At 63.6% G+C, this 13378-nt stretch carries 12 protein-coding genes; 4 read left to right on the top strand and 8 right to left on the bottom strand.

Features of this window, described 5'->3' with window-relative positions; all coding sequences use genetic code 11:
- Positions 1–53 precede the first annotated feature (53 nt).
- A complete protein-coding gene (locus BUE21_RS03705) occupies positions 54–419 on the top strand; it encodes a helix-turn-helix domain-containing protein (protein ID WP_073354789.1) in 366 nt (121 codons plus the stop codon).
- A gap of 105 nt (positions 420–524) precedes the next feature.
- Here BUE21_RS03705 and BUE21_RS03700 read toward each other — a convergent pair whose 3' ends face one another.
- Positions 525–869, bottom strand: coding sequence for a zinc ribbon domain-containing protein YjdM (locus tag BUE21_RS03700; protein ID WP_073354788.1), 345 nt, complete (start codon positions 867–869; stop codon positions 525–527).
- Positions 870–999: 130 nt separating this feature from the next.
- Between BUE21_RS03700 and BUE21_RS03695 the strand changes: the two genes are divergently transcribed.
- Positions 1000–2193 carry a zinc-binding metallopeptidase family protein gene (locus tag BUE21_RS03695; RefSeq protein WP_073354786.1) on the top strand — a complete coding sequence of 398 codons (1194 nt, stop codon included), beginning with the start codon at positions 1000–1002 and terminating at the stop codon, positions 2191–2193.
- Positions 2190–3362, top strand: a complete 1173-nt coding sequence (locus BUE21_RS03690; RefSeq protein ID WP_143164405.1) for a hypothetical protein — start codon at positions 2190–2192, stop codon at positions 3360–3362. Before BUE21_RS03695 ends, BUE21_RS03690 begins: the two co-directional genes overlap by 4 nt.
- Before the next feature lie 49 nt (positions 3363–3411).
- Here the strand turns inward: BUE21_RS03690 and BUE21_RS03685 are convergent, their stop codons facing one another.
- From BUE21_RS03685 to BUE21_RS03665, 5 genes are all read right to left on the bottom strand, one after another.
- Positions 3412–4845 carry a pseudouridine synthase gene (locus tag BUE21_RS03685; protein ID WP_073354782.1) on the bottom strand — a complete coding sequence of 478 codons (1434 nt, stop codon included), beginning with the start codon at positions 4843–4845 and terminating at the stop codon, positions 3412–3414.
- A gap of 62 nt (positions 4846–4907) precedes the next feature.
- Positions 4908–5201: a hypothetical protein gene (locus BUE21_RS03680; protein ID WP_073354780.1), complete on the bottom strand. Its 294-nt coding sequence runs from the start codon at positions 5199–5201 to the stop codon at positions 4908–4910.
- Positions 5202–5217: 16 nt separating this feature from the next.
- Positions 5218–6198, bottom strand: coding sequence for a bile acid:sodium symporter (locus BUE21_RS03675; protein ID WP_073354778.1), 981 nt, complete (start codon positions 6196–6198; stop codon positions 5218–5220).
- Positions 6195–9401, bottom strand: a complete 3207-nt coding sequence (locus BUE21_RS03670) for an efflux RND transporter permease subunit (protein WP_073354776.1) — start codon at positions 9399–9401, stop codon at positions 6195–6197. The genes BUE21_RS03675 and BUE21_RS03670 overlap by 4 nt, the downstream gene beginning before the upstream one ends.
- A 28-nt stretch (positions 9402–9429) precedes the next feature.
- Positions 9430–10659 (bottom strand): efflux RND transporter periplasmic adaptor subunit, encoded by a 1230-nt coding sequence (locus BUE21_RS03665; protein ID WP_073354889.1) that lies wholly within the window; start codon positions 10657–10659, stop codon positions 9430–9432.
- A gap of 198 nt (positions 10660–10857) precedes the next feature.
- On the opposite strand from BUE21_RS03665, the gene BUE21_RS03660 reads away from it, so the two are divergent.
- Positions 10858–11103, top strand: a complete 246-nt coding sequence (locus tag BUE21_RS03660; protein ID WP_073354774.1) for a helix-turn-helix domain-containing protein — start codon at positions 10858–10860, stop codon at positions 11101–11103.
- Positions 11104–11241: 138 nt separating this feature from the next.
- Here BUE21_RS03660 and BUE21_RS03655 read toward each other — a convergent pair whose 3' ends face one another.
- Together BUE21_RS03655 and BUE21_RS03650 are read right to left on the bottom strand one after the other, a co-directional pair.
- Positions 11242–11883 (bottom strand): hypothetical protein, encoded by a 642-nt coding sequence (locus tag BUE21_RS03655; protein WP_073354772.1) that lies wholly within the window; start codon positions 11881–11883, stop codon positions 11242–11244.
- Positions 11884–12188: 305 nt separating this feature from the next.
- The gene (locus BUE21_RS03650) at positions 12189–12884 is read right to left on the bottom strand and encodes a hypothetical protein (protein WP_143164404.1); all 696 of its coding nucleotides are present in this window, start codon (positions 12882–12884) and stop codon (positions 12189–12191) included.
- Positions 12885–13378: the final 494 nt, after the last annotated feature.

The raw sequence follows: 13378 nt of genomic DNA, 5'->3' as shown, positions 1-13378 counted from the left end.
ATGTCAGATGCGCAGTTGTAGATGTTATTTAAATCAAATACGAAACTCGTGACATGAATTTCGAGACTATGCACAGCAGTACCGTTTTAGGCCGCAGGATGCGGTCAAGGCGTGAGATGTTGGAGTGGTCGCAGGAAAAAGTGGGTGTGCAGATCGGCATCGACGAGTCTGCCAGTCGGGCCAGGATCAGCCGATATGAGTTGGGTACCCATGAGCCGCCAGTGAAAACAGCAAGACTGATTGCACGGGCACTCGGTGTGCCTTTGGCTTATCTGTACTGTGAAGATGACGAAACAGCCGCGCTGTTGTTGCAATTGGAAAACTTGCCGCAGCCGCAGCGGAGAATGATGTTGGCGAGCTGGAGAGCCGAAATAGAAGACGCGATCTGTGCAACAACACTAATGGATAACGCGCAATAGTGACACTTTGATGCGGCGGGTTCTAGGGCGGGTCTTGACCCGCCTTTTAATGGATGGTTGGGGCAGGGGGGTACTTCCCCTGCCGTTGTTGTTGGCAGCAAGCCATCAGGCTTTCTTCACAAACTCGGATTTGAGCTGCATGTTGCCGATGCCGTCGATCTTGCAGTCGATGTCGTGGTCGCCATCGATCAGGCGGATGTTGCGCACCTTGGTGCCTACCTTGACGACCTGGGACGAGCCTTTGATCTTCAGGTCTTTGATGACGGTGACGCTATCGCCGTCTTGCAGCAGGTTGCCTACCGCGTCTTTGATGATGCGTGTTTCTTCGGCATCGACCGCTTCCGTTGCCTGGGCAGGCCATTCATGGGCGCATTCGGGGCAGATCAGCAATGGCCCGTCGGCATAGACGAATTCGGATTGGCATTGGGGGCAGGCGGGTAGTGTGGACATGGGGTGTGGGTTCTCGGGAAGCTCCAAAAGGAAGGCTCCAAGCATACCGCATGCGGTGGCCCGAATCGCAGTGGTTGAAATTCCGTCATCCGTGTAGGATGGAAGTCCATTTTTTCAGTGGAGGCCCGTCATGAAGAATTTTCAGTGTTCCTGCTGCAATAGTCTGGTTTTTTTCGAGGACAAGGTGTGTGTGCAGTGCCAGCATGCCTTGGGGTTTGATCCGCAGTCGCTGGCGGTGTGGGCGGTTCAGCCGGTCGAGGCAGGTGCATTGCCGCAGTCCGCTGGCGAGGCCGGTGGGGCGGTGAACGCGCTGCCTGCCGCGCTCCTCTGGCAGGTGGTGGGTGGGGCTTCGGGTGGGTCTGTGCCTGCGGGCCTGTTTCGCTTTTGCCGCAATGGCATCGATTACGGCTCCTGCCATTTTCTGGTGGCGGTGGATGATGGTGATGGGTTCTGTGCTTCCTGCCGCCAGACCCAGGTGATTCCGAATCTGTCGGTGGAAGGCAATCTGGCGGCCTGGACGACAATCGAGGATGCGAAACGCCGTCTGTATTACACGCTGGCCAAGCTGGGGCTGGAGGCCGGGGTGCGGGGCGATGTGGGGGTGCAGACGCCGGTGTATGAGTTCATGGAGGATGTGCCGGGCGAAGACCCGGTGATGACGGGCCATGCGTCGGGGCTGATTACCATCAATGTGGCAGAGGCGGATGATGCCGAGCGCGTGCGGCGGCGCGAGGATTTGCACGAGCCGTACCGGACGCTGACGGGGCATTTCCGGCACGAGGTCGGGCACTATTACTGGGATCAGTTTTTCCTGAACGATGCGCAGGCCCTGGAGGAGTGCCGGCAGGTGTTTGGCGACGAGCGGCTGGATTATGGCGAGGCCCTGCAACAGCATTACCAGAACCCGAAGCCCGACTGGCAGAGCGCGTACATCAGCAGCTATGCCACGGCGCACCCGTGGGAGGACTGGGCGGAGACCTGGGCGCATTACCTGCACCTGATGGATTTGCTGGAGACGGCGGCAAGCCACCAACTGGCCTTTGCAACCCACGGGGCGCAGGGCGTGTCGGCCATCCAGTGTCAGGATCCCTATGAGGTGATGTTGCAGGCGGAACAGGCGGATGCAGGGCAGCAGGATCAGGACATCACCGCACTGCTCAATCAGGGCATGGGCGTGTCGTTGCTGCTCAACAATCTGAATCGCAGTCTGGGGCAGGACGATGCCTATCCGTTTGCCCTGGCTACGCCGGTGTTGCACAAGCTGGGCTTCATCCACAACATTGTGCGCCGCAAGACGCGGGGGTATCAGGTGGAGCTGGCTTGACGGTGGCAACTCGGGTGATGGTATCGCGCACGGCTCCAGGGGAGGTCTGGGGCTTTGCCTTGCTGTATCTGCTGGTGTCGGGGTTGGCAGTGTGGCGTTCTTTGCCATGGTGGACGCCGGTGTACGCCAACACTGCGTGGTGGATTGACTACGAGCAGGGTTTCGTCAAGCGCGGTTTGGTGGGAGAGGTGCTGCGGCAGTGGGAGCTGGTGCCCGATGCGGGTTGGATTCGGGGGGTGAGCCTGTCGCTGACGGCGGCGGTCTGGCTGCTGTTCACCTGTTTGTTCTGGCGTTTGTATCGGCAAAGTGGATGCGATCGCGGTGTGGCGTGGCTGGCTCTGCTGTTCGCTGCCAGCTCGGCTACGCTTCAGCACATGGTGCTGGATGAGGGCCGACTGGACATGCCCGCGCTGGCACTGGTATTGCTGGCCATGGGTGCGGTGCATGGCTTGCGTCAGGGGGCTTTGCTTTTTGCGGTGGTGACGGTGCTGGCATGGCTTGCGCTGTGGGTGCACGAGGCGAGCTTGCTGCTGTTCATCCCACCGCTGTTGTCGTGGTGGGTGTATCGGCATGGCCGTGCCGGGTGGGGATGGTATGGGGCGTTTGTCGCTTGCATGGCTTTGAACATGGCCCTGGTGCTGGGGTTTGGGGCGCGTGACGGGGGGCTGCTGGAGCAGGATTTCGCACGGCAACAGGCACTGGCCGGAGGCTGGCTGGTGCGCGAATCCTTTGCCGTGGTGTATGCGGGCAGCGGGCAGCAGAACTGGGCGTGGGTGCTGGAGCGTGTGATGGCACGCGATCAACTGTTTGACCATCTGGCTCTGGCGGTTTTCTGCATCGTGCCGTATGGCTGGCTGGGGGGCTTGTGGCTGCGGCAGTTGCATCGCACCGGGCAGGCACGCCTGCTGTGGGTGTGCGTGCCTGCATTGGCGGCACTGGGCCTGTATGCGGTGGCGATTGATTTTTACCGCTGGTGGGCCTGGGCTGTGTTCAACCTGCATGGACTGACGCTGCTGCTGTGCCTGTGCGACCGCCGTGCCTGTGCCTCACTGTGCCAGGTGCTGCGCACGCAGGGCTGGGCGGTGGCGTGGCTGGTGCTGGGTTCCCTGTATCTGGGGGGATTGGGCTGGGATGTGGCCTATCCGCTGGCAGACCTTCCCTGGCCCTGAGTGGTGCGCGGGGGGGCGCGCAGGCTTGCCTACCCCCGTGATTCTGGATTTACCGCCTGCCCTGTTGCCGCTTCTGTTTGCGGCGGTGTTGCTCCATGCTGTCCTGGCCGATGTAGTTGGTGGCGGGTTTCGCTGGTTTGGACTGGTTGTTGCGGTCGCGGTCACGGTCGCGCCCTGGTGCGGTTTTGTTGCCTGCGGCATTGCGGTTGCGTGGGGGGCGGCCACTGGCATCGGTGGCGGGTGGGCCGCTGCGGCTGCGCGCGGGTGGCCCGTCCTGGCGGTTGCCTGCCGGGCGGCGCGGGGCTTCATCGTCGGCGGGGCGTGGTCTGGGTGGGCGTGACGGGCTGTTGTTGCGCAGGCCGGGGCGGGCACCTGCGGGTGGGCGGGACTGGCCGGGGGCAGGCGGGGCTTCCATGCCCGCTTCCTGCATGAGCCGCTGCACGTCGCGCTCGCTCAGGTCCATCCACATGCCACGGCGCAGGCCGCGCACCAGTGCGACATTGCCATAGCGGATGCGGATGAGGCGGCTGACGGCGTGGCCGACGGCTTCGAGCATGCGGCGCACTTCGCGGTTGCGGCCTTCCGAGATGGTGACCTTGTACCACTGGTTCACGCCTTCGCCGCCGCCGTCCTGGATGGTGCCGAAGCTGGCATCGCCGTCTTCGAGGCGCACGCCGTCGAGCAGGCGTTGTTTCTCGTCGTCGGAGAGCGCGCCGAGCACGCGCACGGCGTATTCGCGTTCCAGCCCGAAGCGGGGGTGCATGAGGCGGTTGGCCAGATCACCGGAGTTGGTGAACAGCAGCAGCCCTTCGGTGTTGAGGTCGAGTCGTCCCACGGCCTGCCATTTGCCCTGGTGCAGGTGTGGCAGCTTGCGAAATACGGTGGGGCGGCTTTGCGGGTCGTCGCGGGTGACGACTTCACCGGCGGGCTTGTGGTAGGCCAGCACGCGCACGGGTGGTGGCGCAATGCGCAGGAAGATGGGTTTGCCATTGACCTTGACCTGGTCGCCGTACTGCACCCGCTGGCCGACGTGGGCCGGGGCGTTGTTCACGGAGATTCGGCCTTCCAGAATGAGGCGTTCCATCTCCAGCCGCGAGCCTATGCCTGCCTGGGCCAGCACCTTGTGCAGCTTGGGCTGTTCGGCATCGGGTTGCAGCACGCGCTTGTAGGGCTGGGGCGCGGCATCGGCGGGCACGGCGGTGGTTTCGGCGGCATCGAGTTCACCGGCGACCACGTCGCTGAAGTCGATGCGTTCGTCGGCGATGTCGTCGGTTCCTGCCGCAGGGGCTTCGGGGACGTGGCCTGGTTCGGGCAGTGGGCTGGGTTCGTTCTGGCGGCGTTGCGCGGCTTTTTCTGCCAGTTTTTCGCGCAGGGCGGCCGGCCCCCGGCGCAGCCCTTTGCCGCGTGGAGATGGTGATGGATCGGTGGAGGCGGTGGATTCTGGTGCGGACGCTGGGTCGCGGTGGTCAGGATGGGTGGGCATGGTGTGTCGGTGAAAATGTCGTCGTGGGCTGGCGGTGCGCAGGGGCGGCGGGTTCCCGGCGGTCAGGCATTCGGGTGTGCTTGCCCGGCCTGGGCGGAGCCGGTGGCCCAGTCGCGCAGCAGGGTGGCTTCTTCTTTCAGGCAGGCGGTGAGCTGGTCGCGCAGGGCTTCGGGAATCGCCCCCTGGGTGTGCAGGCCGTCGATGGCTCCCACGGCATCGGCTGCGATGCTGTTCATGAGTGTGGTGATGATCTGTTCCTGTTGCGCCAGTCCGCGCGTTCCCAGAGCTAACAGTGTCGAGAGCGTGTAGCGGTGGATGAGGTTGATGGCGCGTTGTTGGGTTTCAAAGTCGTTCATGGGTTGGGCAAGAGGGTCAGGATGGGTGCCGCCAGCGGGGCAGCCACCAGAGAAACAGCACCATGCCCAGCAGTTCCACCAGCGATTGCAGGACGATGGCGGCGGCGGCCAGTTCCATGCCGGGTGGCAGGGCCAGTGCCAGCGGCAGCACCACAAAGGAGTTGCGGGTGCCGAAGCTGAAGGCCAGCACCCGAGTCTGCGCCAGTGGCAAATGCCAGATTGTGCCCAACAACCGGGCCAGTGCGGCGGCCAGCAGCAAAAAAGCCACGAAAACCGGCACCAGCCCCAGCAGAATGCCGCCCGACTGGGCCAGCAGCGGGGCTTGCGTGGCGGCAATCAGTCCGACGACCAGTGCCAGCAGCGGCACCGGCAGCCAGGCCAGCGCGCCCAGCAGGGCGGCCTTGCGTGGGGGATGGCCGCGCCAGGCGAAACGCTCGGTCAGAAAGGCCAGCAGCAGCGGCAGCAGGATCAGCCCGCCGAAGGCCAGCAGCATTTCCCGCTGCACCAGGGCTGCACCCCAGTCCATGCCGGTGCGGGCATCGGCTCCCAGGAACAGCGAGAGGTACAGCGGCAACAGCAGCAATTGCAGCAGCAGGCTCAGCGGCGCGAAGGCGATGGCATCTTCGGTGGCTCCCTGTCCCAGGTGGGTGAAGCTGATGAACCAGTCGGTGCAGGGCACGAGCAGCACCAGCAGTACGCCCAGCCGGATGGCCGGGTCTTGCGGCACCCAGGGCAGCAGCAGGGCCACCAGCAGCGGCAGCAGCACGAAGTTGCCGATGACCGCGAGGGCCAGAAACCGCCGGTTGCGCAGGCTCTGTCGCCATTGCCGCAGCGGGGTCTGGCAGAAGGTGGCGAACAGCAGCGCGGCCAGCAGCGGCCAGTGCAGCCCTTCCAGCCCGGCAGCCAGCGCGGGCGATTGCCGACCCAGCAGCCAGCCCAGTGCAATGCTGGCCAGGTAGAGCCAGACCTGATGGCGTTCCAGGGCTGCGCGCGTCAAGTGGGAGTCCTTTCTCTTTCTGCTGGCGCGGTGCTGAATCTGCGCCGCAGCCAGTGGCCCAGGTCGTCCAGATAGCCATAGACCACCGGCACGACCACCAGCGTCAGCACGGAGGAGGTGATGACGCCGCCAATCACGGCTTGCCCCAGCGGGCCGGAGGATTCGGAGCCTTCGCCGCTGGAGAGGGCCAGCGGCAGCATGCCGAAGATCATGGCCAGCGTGGTCATCAGAATCGGGCGCAGCCGCACCCGCGCGGCCTTGAGCAGGGCTTCGTCGCGCGGCAGGCCGGGAACCTGCTGGCCGTCGTCGTCCTGGTGATCGCGGCGGGCGCGGTTGGCAAAGTCCACCAGCAGGATGGCGTTCTTGGTGACCAGCCCCATCAGCATGACGATGCCGATGATGGAGATCATGCTGATGCGCGAGCCGAACACCAGCAGTGCGCAGACCACGCCGATCAGCGTCAGCGGCAGCGACATCATCAGGGCCACGGGTTGCAGAAAGCTCTGGAACTGGCTGGCCAGAATCATGTAGATGAACACCACGGCCAGCGCGAGGGCCATCAGCGCGTACTGGAAGGACTCGGCCATGTCCTTGGTGGAGCCACCGAACTCGTAGCTGTAGCCTGCGGGCAGTGGCGTGGCATGGAGCACATTCTGGATGTCGGCAGAGACTTCTCCCAGCGAGCGCAGCGAGGTGTTGGCGGTGACTTTCACCTCGCGCTGCATGCTGTGGCGGTCGATGGAGTCGGGCGTGCTTTCCTCGTGCAGCGTGGCCACCTGCTGGAGGGTGAGCAGGTGGCGTGCGCCGGTTCTGTCGTCGGTGACGCTGAAGGGCAGTTGCGCCAGTGTGTCGAGGTGCTGGCGCGCTTCGGGAGCCAGGCGCACGTTCACATCGTAGGTCTGGCCATCGGTGGCGCGCCAGTTGCCCACGGTCTCGCCCGCCAGCAGAATGCGCAGCGGCTGGGCGATGGCCTGCACCCCCAGCCCCAGGTCGGATGCCTGTTCGCGCAGCACGTTCACGGTGACGATGGGGCGGCGGTTCTGCGTGCGCGCCTCCACGTCCACCAGCCCGTCGATGTGGGCCAGCTGCTGGGTGATCTGTGCCGCCAGCCGCGACAGTTCATCCAGGTCTTGCCCCTTGATGGAGAATTCCAGTGCCTTTTGCCCGCCCACCGGGTCGAGCAGGCCGACGTGGGTGATGGTGATGCCCGCCATCTGCCCCAGTTCATGGCGCAGGTGGCGCGACATTTCGGCGACATTGCGCGTGCGTTGCTGGCGGTCGATCAGCCGCACATACATGGATGCGTAGTTCTTGCCGGTGGCGTTGCCGCTGTTGAGGGTGGTGAGCGTGTAGCGCACTTCGGGCATGGCGCGCACCACGGCTTCCACCTGCCGCACCTTGGCTTCGGTCTGCTCCAGCGAGCTGCCCATCGGGGTATGGAACTGGATGGTGGCCTCCGAGTAATCGGATGCAGGCACGAATTCCGACCCCACCAGCCGCACCATGAAAATGCTCAGCACGAAAATGCCCCCTGCCAGCCCCAGCGTGAGCAGCCGATGCCGCAAGGCCCAGCGCAGCGCGTCCTGGTACAGCGCGGACAGGGCCTGCGTGAGCTGGTCGAACCATTGCGTCAGCCGCCCCAGCGTGTGGCGGTACAGGCGTTGGCGGCGCGAGGCGGGCGCGTCGCTGGCCCCTGCCAGCGACGGCTGCATCACCTGCGGGTCGTGCCAGACGCTGGAGAGCATCGGGTCGAGCGTGAAGCTCACGAACATGGAGATCAGCACGGCGGCGGCAATCGTCAGGCCGAATTCATGGAAGAACTTGCCGATGATGCCGCCCATGAAGCCAATCGGCAAAAACACCGCCACGATGCACAGCGTGGTGGCCAGCACCGCCAGGCCAATTTCCCGCGTGCCATCCATTGCGGCCGCGTAGGAGGTCTTGCCCATTTGCAGGTGCCGCACGATGTTTTCGCGCACCACGATGGCATCGTCGATCAGTAGCCCCACGCACAGGCTCAGGGCCATCAGCGTGAGCATGTTGATGGAGAAGCCGAACAGCCCCATGAACATGAACGTGCCGATCAGCGCAATCGGCAGGGTCAGCCCGGTGATGATGGTGGAACGCCAGGAGTTGAGGAACAGGAACACGATCACCACCGTCAGGATCGCGCCTTCCACCAGTGTGCGCTGCACACTCGCCACCGACAGCCGAATCTGGCGCGAGTCGTCCGTCACCGCCTGTAGCGATACGCCCGGCGGCAGGCTGGCCTGCAAGCTGGCAATCGTCTCGTTCAGGCCATCGACCACGCCAATGGTGTTTTCGTCCTGTGCCTTCTGCACGTTCAGCAGCAGCGTGCGCTGGCCGTTGAACAGGGCCAGCGACTCCAGTTCGGCGGCACCGTCACGCACCTGTGCCACCTGCTCCAGCCGCACCGCCTCGCCATTGCGCCGTGCCACGATGAGGCGAGCAAAGTCCTGCGGCTGTGCCATGCGCCCCATGATCTGCACGATGCGGTCTTGTTCGGCCGAGCGCACCGTGCCCAGCGGCAGCTCCTGGTTCTCGGTGCGCACGGCATCGGCCACTTCCTGGGGGCTGATGCCGTAGGCCTTCAGGGCATCGGGGTTGAGGTAAATATTGATCTCGCGTTCCGTGCCGCCGACGATGTTCACCGCACCCACGCCGCGCACATTCTCCAGCCGGGGCTTGAGCACCTGATCGGCCCAGTTGGTCAGCCATACCGCATCCATGACCGCCCCTTCGGCCTGCGATACCACGGCCACCGACCAGATCGGGCGGTCTTCCGGGTTGAAGCGTTGCACCACCGGCTCTTCCACCTCGTCGCGCAGGCTGGCACGGATGCTGGCGATCTTCTCGCGCACGTCCTCAGCGGCCTTGCGCCCGTCCATCGTCAATTGGAACTGGATGATGACCAGCGACAGGTTATCGTAGCTGCGCGAGGTCAGCGTGCTGATGCCTGCAATCGTATTGACGGCTTCCTCGACTTTCTGCGTGACCTCGCTTTCCACGATGGCCGCCGACGCGCCGGGGTAGTTGGTGGCCACCACCACCACCGGAAACTCGATGTTGGGGAATTGATCGACCTTCAGCCGCTGGTACGAAAAACTGCCCAGCACGACGAAGGCCAGCATGACCATCGTGGCCATGACCGGGTTTTGCAGACTGACGCGGGTAAACCACATGGTGCGTGTTCCGATTCAGACAGGGAGATCAGGGCTGTGCCGTGGCACTGGTCCCATCGGCTGCCGCATCCACTGCATCCAGTTGCACGGGCGTGCCATCCTGCAACAGCCCGGCACCTGCCAACAGCACGGGCGTGCCAGCCTCCAGCCCCTGCACGATCTGCCAGGCCACGTCCTCCACCAGTACCCGCGCATCCGGTTGCACGGGCCGATGGCGCACGGTGTAATGACCGGTGCCTGGGTTGTCTGCATCGGCTTGCAGCCACAGCACATAGGGCTGGGGTTTGTCGTTGCGAATTGCCGATGGCGGCAGGGCCAGGGCCTGCACCTGCCCGGTGGTGATGGTGCCGCGTGCAAACAAGCCGTCGCGCAGTTGCAGCGGTGGCACGGTCGATGCGGCATCGGCATCGGTGGGCGATGGTGTCTGGATGCGCAGATACACGGCAATCGTGCGGCTGCCCGCCTGCGCCATCGGGCTGACGCGCACCACCTCGGCAGGCAGAGTGTGCGACGTGCCCTCGACCTGAAGCTGCGCTGCCTGCCCCATGGCGACCTGGGTGGAGTCCTGCGCAGGCAGGCTGGCGTGCAGCTCGAAGCTGCGCAGGTCCACGATGTCCAGCACCGCTTCTCCGGCATTCACCACCTCGTGCGGCTGCACATGGCGCGTGGCCACCACCCCGCTGAGCGGGCTTTGCGCCCGGCTGTCTTCCACCGACTTGCGTGCCACGTCCACCCCGGCCATGGCCGCGCGGTAAGTGGCCTGGGCGGCCTTCAGGCTGGACTCGGCATTGCGCAGGGCCGTCTCGGAGATGAAGCCATGGGCGGCCAGTGCGCGATGGTTTTCCGCATGGCGTTGCGCCACATGCTGTTCGGCCAGCGCGGCCTGGGCCTGCTGGCTGGCCTGTTGCAGGCGTGCGGCGGCATCGGGCGCGGCAATGCGGAACAGCACCTGCCCCTGCACCACGCGCTCGCCCTCGCGCACCTGCAAGTCCAGCACCTCGCCACCATACTGCGCCCGCACCGAAGCATGGTGCCGGGGCCGCACCGTGCCGCTGATGGCCATTTGCAGTGGCAACTGCTGCGGATGCACCCGCATCACCTCATCGTGCGAAAGCCGCAGGCGTGGATTCTGGCGCACCAACTGGTCTTCGGCCAGCGCGGCCTGATGATCCTGCTGGCGTTGCCAGGTGCGCGAGCCACCCCAGAGCAACAGCAGCAGGGTTGCCAGGATGAGAAACCACAGCAAGGGGCGTTTCATGGGCATGGGCAAGGGAATGGAGAAAGATCGCCACTATAACGAAGCCAGACCCATGTCCTGGCTTTGCCACTGCGCAGAAAGTGGTGGATGGCGGCAGTGCACGGGCCTGTTTGCCTTTTGCCTGATCGGTGGCATGCAGTCTGTGATGGGTATTAAAAGCCGTGGATTTAAAGGCATCGGAAAGATAGGGTTCACCCCATGGCAAAACCGTCTGTTCGCTACGCAAAAAATGTGCATCTGGTCGCATTTGGCTTGGCCGTGCGTGCGGTGCGGCAACGCTTGGGAATTTCTCAGGAAGAGCTGGCACTGGCGGCGGAACTCGATCGCTCGTACCTGGGCAGTGTGGAGCGGGGTGAGGCCAACCTGGCACTCATCAACATGGTCAGGATTGCCATGGCCTTGAATACCAACGTGGAATTGCTGATGAAAGAGGCGCAGTTGTAAGAGCCTGCTCACGATCTCAGCCTGGCGAAGCAAATGCCTTTCCATTTCCATTTGGAGTGCGCCTTGTATCCACCGCTTGCCGGGCACAGCAGCAACTGTACCCAGGCCCTTGCAGGGCTTTTTTCTATGTCAGCAGGTTCATGTGGGCTGGGGTGTGATGGCCAGCACTTTTTCCACCAGTGCGTTCAGGCGATTGCCATCGCAGGTGCGGTAGATGACTTGGGGATGGAGGGTGTCGGGCCGCAGCGGGGTTGCCACAGGGGGGTGGGCCAGCGAAAGACGGACGTTGTAGCCGCAGGCCCAGGGGGTGGGCAAGGCAGGGTCCAGGGTCAGCAGCGAGCACAGGCATTGCTCACCAGAGACTTCAATTCCTGGCACCAGCATCCAGCGCACAGCCCCTGGCAAGGCCAGGCACAACAGTGCCATGCCCCCGCCGTCAAAACATTGCTGTACGGCCAGGGGCCAATTGGTTTGCGGAGCCTGCTCCTGCACGCAGTGGTGCGGCAGCTGTTCCTGGAGCCAGGCTGCGCAAGGGCTCGGGTGGGGCGCGGCCGTTACCTGCTCGGAAAGTGTAGGCCATTGCCCTGTCAGGATTCTGACGGCCTGCTGTGCCACAAACCATTCACTGATGCTGTGGATCTGGAGGCTGCAATCGGATTCTTCTGGAAACCAGGGCTGCCAGATGCCCTCGGTGTCCAGCACTTCCAGATTGGTGTCGAAACGCAGCCCAGGCACAAAGTGGTGGGTCAATTTGGAGCGGGTGGGAAAAGGTGCATTCATTGGTTCACCTCTGAAGAAAGAGGGACAGCAATGTCTGCCACTGTGCGTATGCTCATGTTGTTAGACTCCTTGACAAGTGGTGTGGCTACCGTTGCAGATAGCCGTTATCCAGCCCCGGACCATCGGGGTCAGGGCATGGGGAAACCGCGCTATCGTGGCGGCTGGAACGCTTGTCTTGGAAGGTGTTTCAGGCACCTGGAGAATTATGCCCAATTTGATACGGGCAATCCAGCAGATGCAAGCTTGCCGGTGGCTGGACGGCTGGATCGGCTGCCTTCAGCCTGTGGGATGGGTGCGACCGGTTGTTACGGGGACTCCGTGGCCACCGGCAGGCTTTCGGCCAGCTTCTGAAGCCACTGCGCGGTGCGCTGCGAGGCATCGTTGGCCAGCAGGGTCAGCACCTTGTTGCCTTCGCGCCAGATCAGCACGCTCTGGCTGTTGCCGCTGGTGCTGCTTTTCAGGCGCAGCAGGATGGCTCCGCGCGACTGGCCGCCGATGGTCAGCGGCAGATTGACCTGTTCGCGCACCAGCATGACCCAGGCATCGCCATGCCGCAGGGCCTGCTCCTGCAATACCAGCAGGGGTGACGAAGGGCAGTTCAGCACCCGTTGCAGGCCAGAGAAACGCTCGTCGTGCAGCACGCCAATCGCGCCCTGCTGAAGCTGCTCGCATGGTTCCAGCAAGGAGCCATTCAGGCTGGTGGGCTGGATGGCCAGTGCGGGCAGGGCCGGTGGTTCAGGGGGTTCATCCGCCAGTTCGGCGCGCAGTTGATTGTCGCTTTGCAAGCGTGCCTCTGTCTCGCGCACTTCGTCGGCGCGCTGGTGCTGGAAGGCAGCGAAGTTTTCGTCGATGGGGCTGTCGTCCGCATCTTGCACCGAGACGATCTGATCGGCCTGCATGGAAGCCCACAGCATCTGCCGTGTCGGGAATTCGGTGGACTGTGCCCATGCGGCATGGCCCATGAACATACAAAGGCCCAGCAGCCATGGTTTCAATTTCAATTCGTTGCGCATTGCGACTTTCCCATATGCCATGGAGCCATCACCCAATCCTTGCTTGGCACACCTGATTGGTTTGGATGAAGACACAAAGCGCACCACTATACCCAAGGATGTTTGTGCGGCTGTGCTGGTGCGTGTGCGTTAGAACCTGTTCACGATCTTTTCATGGGGTACGCACGATGCCAAAACTGTTCCAATCAAGGCGCGCGGCGCAGCACAGACTGGGCGTCTGTGCAAGCCGTGCAACGCCGAGTGGGGCAGTTTTGGCATCGTGCCCTTGGGGTTGCCCCGTCAGGCAGGCCACTGCGGCGTTGCAAATCCTCGCCGGGCCACCAGCCCGCCTGCGGTTTGCGCCTTGCATTGACCCGCCTGACGGGGCAACGTACCCCATGAAAAGATCGTGAACAGGTTCTTAGACACGGGTTTTGTCAAAGAAAAGATACTTCTGGGACAAAATGCAAGTGGTTCTTACCCTGAGTGGGGCCTGCGAAACA

Origin of the sequence: Lampropedia hyalina DSM 16112 (genome assembly GCF_900129055.1) — a bacterium.
GTDB classification, from domain to species: Bacteria; Pseudomonadota; Gammaproteobacteria; order Burkholderiales; family Burkholderiaceae_C; genus Lampropedia; species Lampropedia hyalina.
This window is presented reverse-complemented; position numbering and strand designations above follow the sequence as displayed.

What these genes read in the sequence shown, in the direction of transcription:
- BUE21_RS03705 (WP_073354789.1), top strand. Translation starts at nt 54, where the DNA reads ATGAATTTCGAGACTATGCACAGCAGTACCGTTTTAGGCCGCAGGATG.
- BUE21_RS03700 (WP_073354788.1), bottom strand. Translation starts at nt 869, where the DNA reads ATGTCCACACTACCCGCCTGCCCCCAATGCCAATCCGAATTCGTCTAT.
- BUE21_RS03695 (WP_073354786.1), top strand. Translation starts at nt 1,000, where the DNA reads ATGAAGAATTTTCAGTGTTCCTGCTGCAATAGTCTGGTTTTTTTCGAG.
- BUE21_RS03685 (WP_073354782.1), bottom strand. Translation starts at nt 4,845, where the DNA reads ATGCCCACCCATCCTGACCACCGCGACCCAGCGTCCGCACCAGAATCC.
- BUE21_RS03680 (WP_073354780.1), bottom strand. Translation starts at nt 5,201, where the DNA reads ATGAACGACTTTGAAACCCAACAACGCGCCATCAACCTCATCCACCGC.
- BUE21_RS03670 (WP_073354776.1), bottom strand. Translation starts at nt 9,401, where the DNA reads ATGTGGTTTACCCGCGTCAGTCTGCAAAACCCGGTCATGGCCACGATG.
- BUE21_RS03665 (WP_073354889.1), bottom strand. Translation starts at nt 10,659, where the DNA reads ATGAAACGCCCCTTGCTGTGGTTTCTCATCCTGGCAACCCTGCTGCTG.
- BUE21_RS03660 (WP_073354774.1), top strand. Translation starts at nt 10,858, where the DNA reads ATGGCAAAACCGTCTGTTCGCTACGCAAAAAATGTGCATCTGGTCGCA.
- BUE21_RS03655 (WP_073354772.1), bottom strand. Translation starts at nt 11,883, where the DNA reads ATGAATGCACCTTTTCCCACCCGCTCCAAATTGACCCACCACTTTGTG.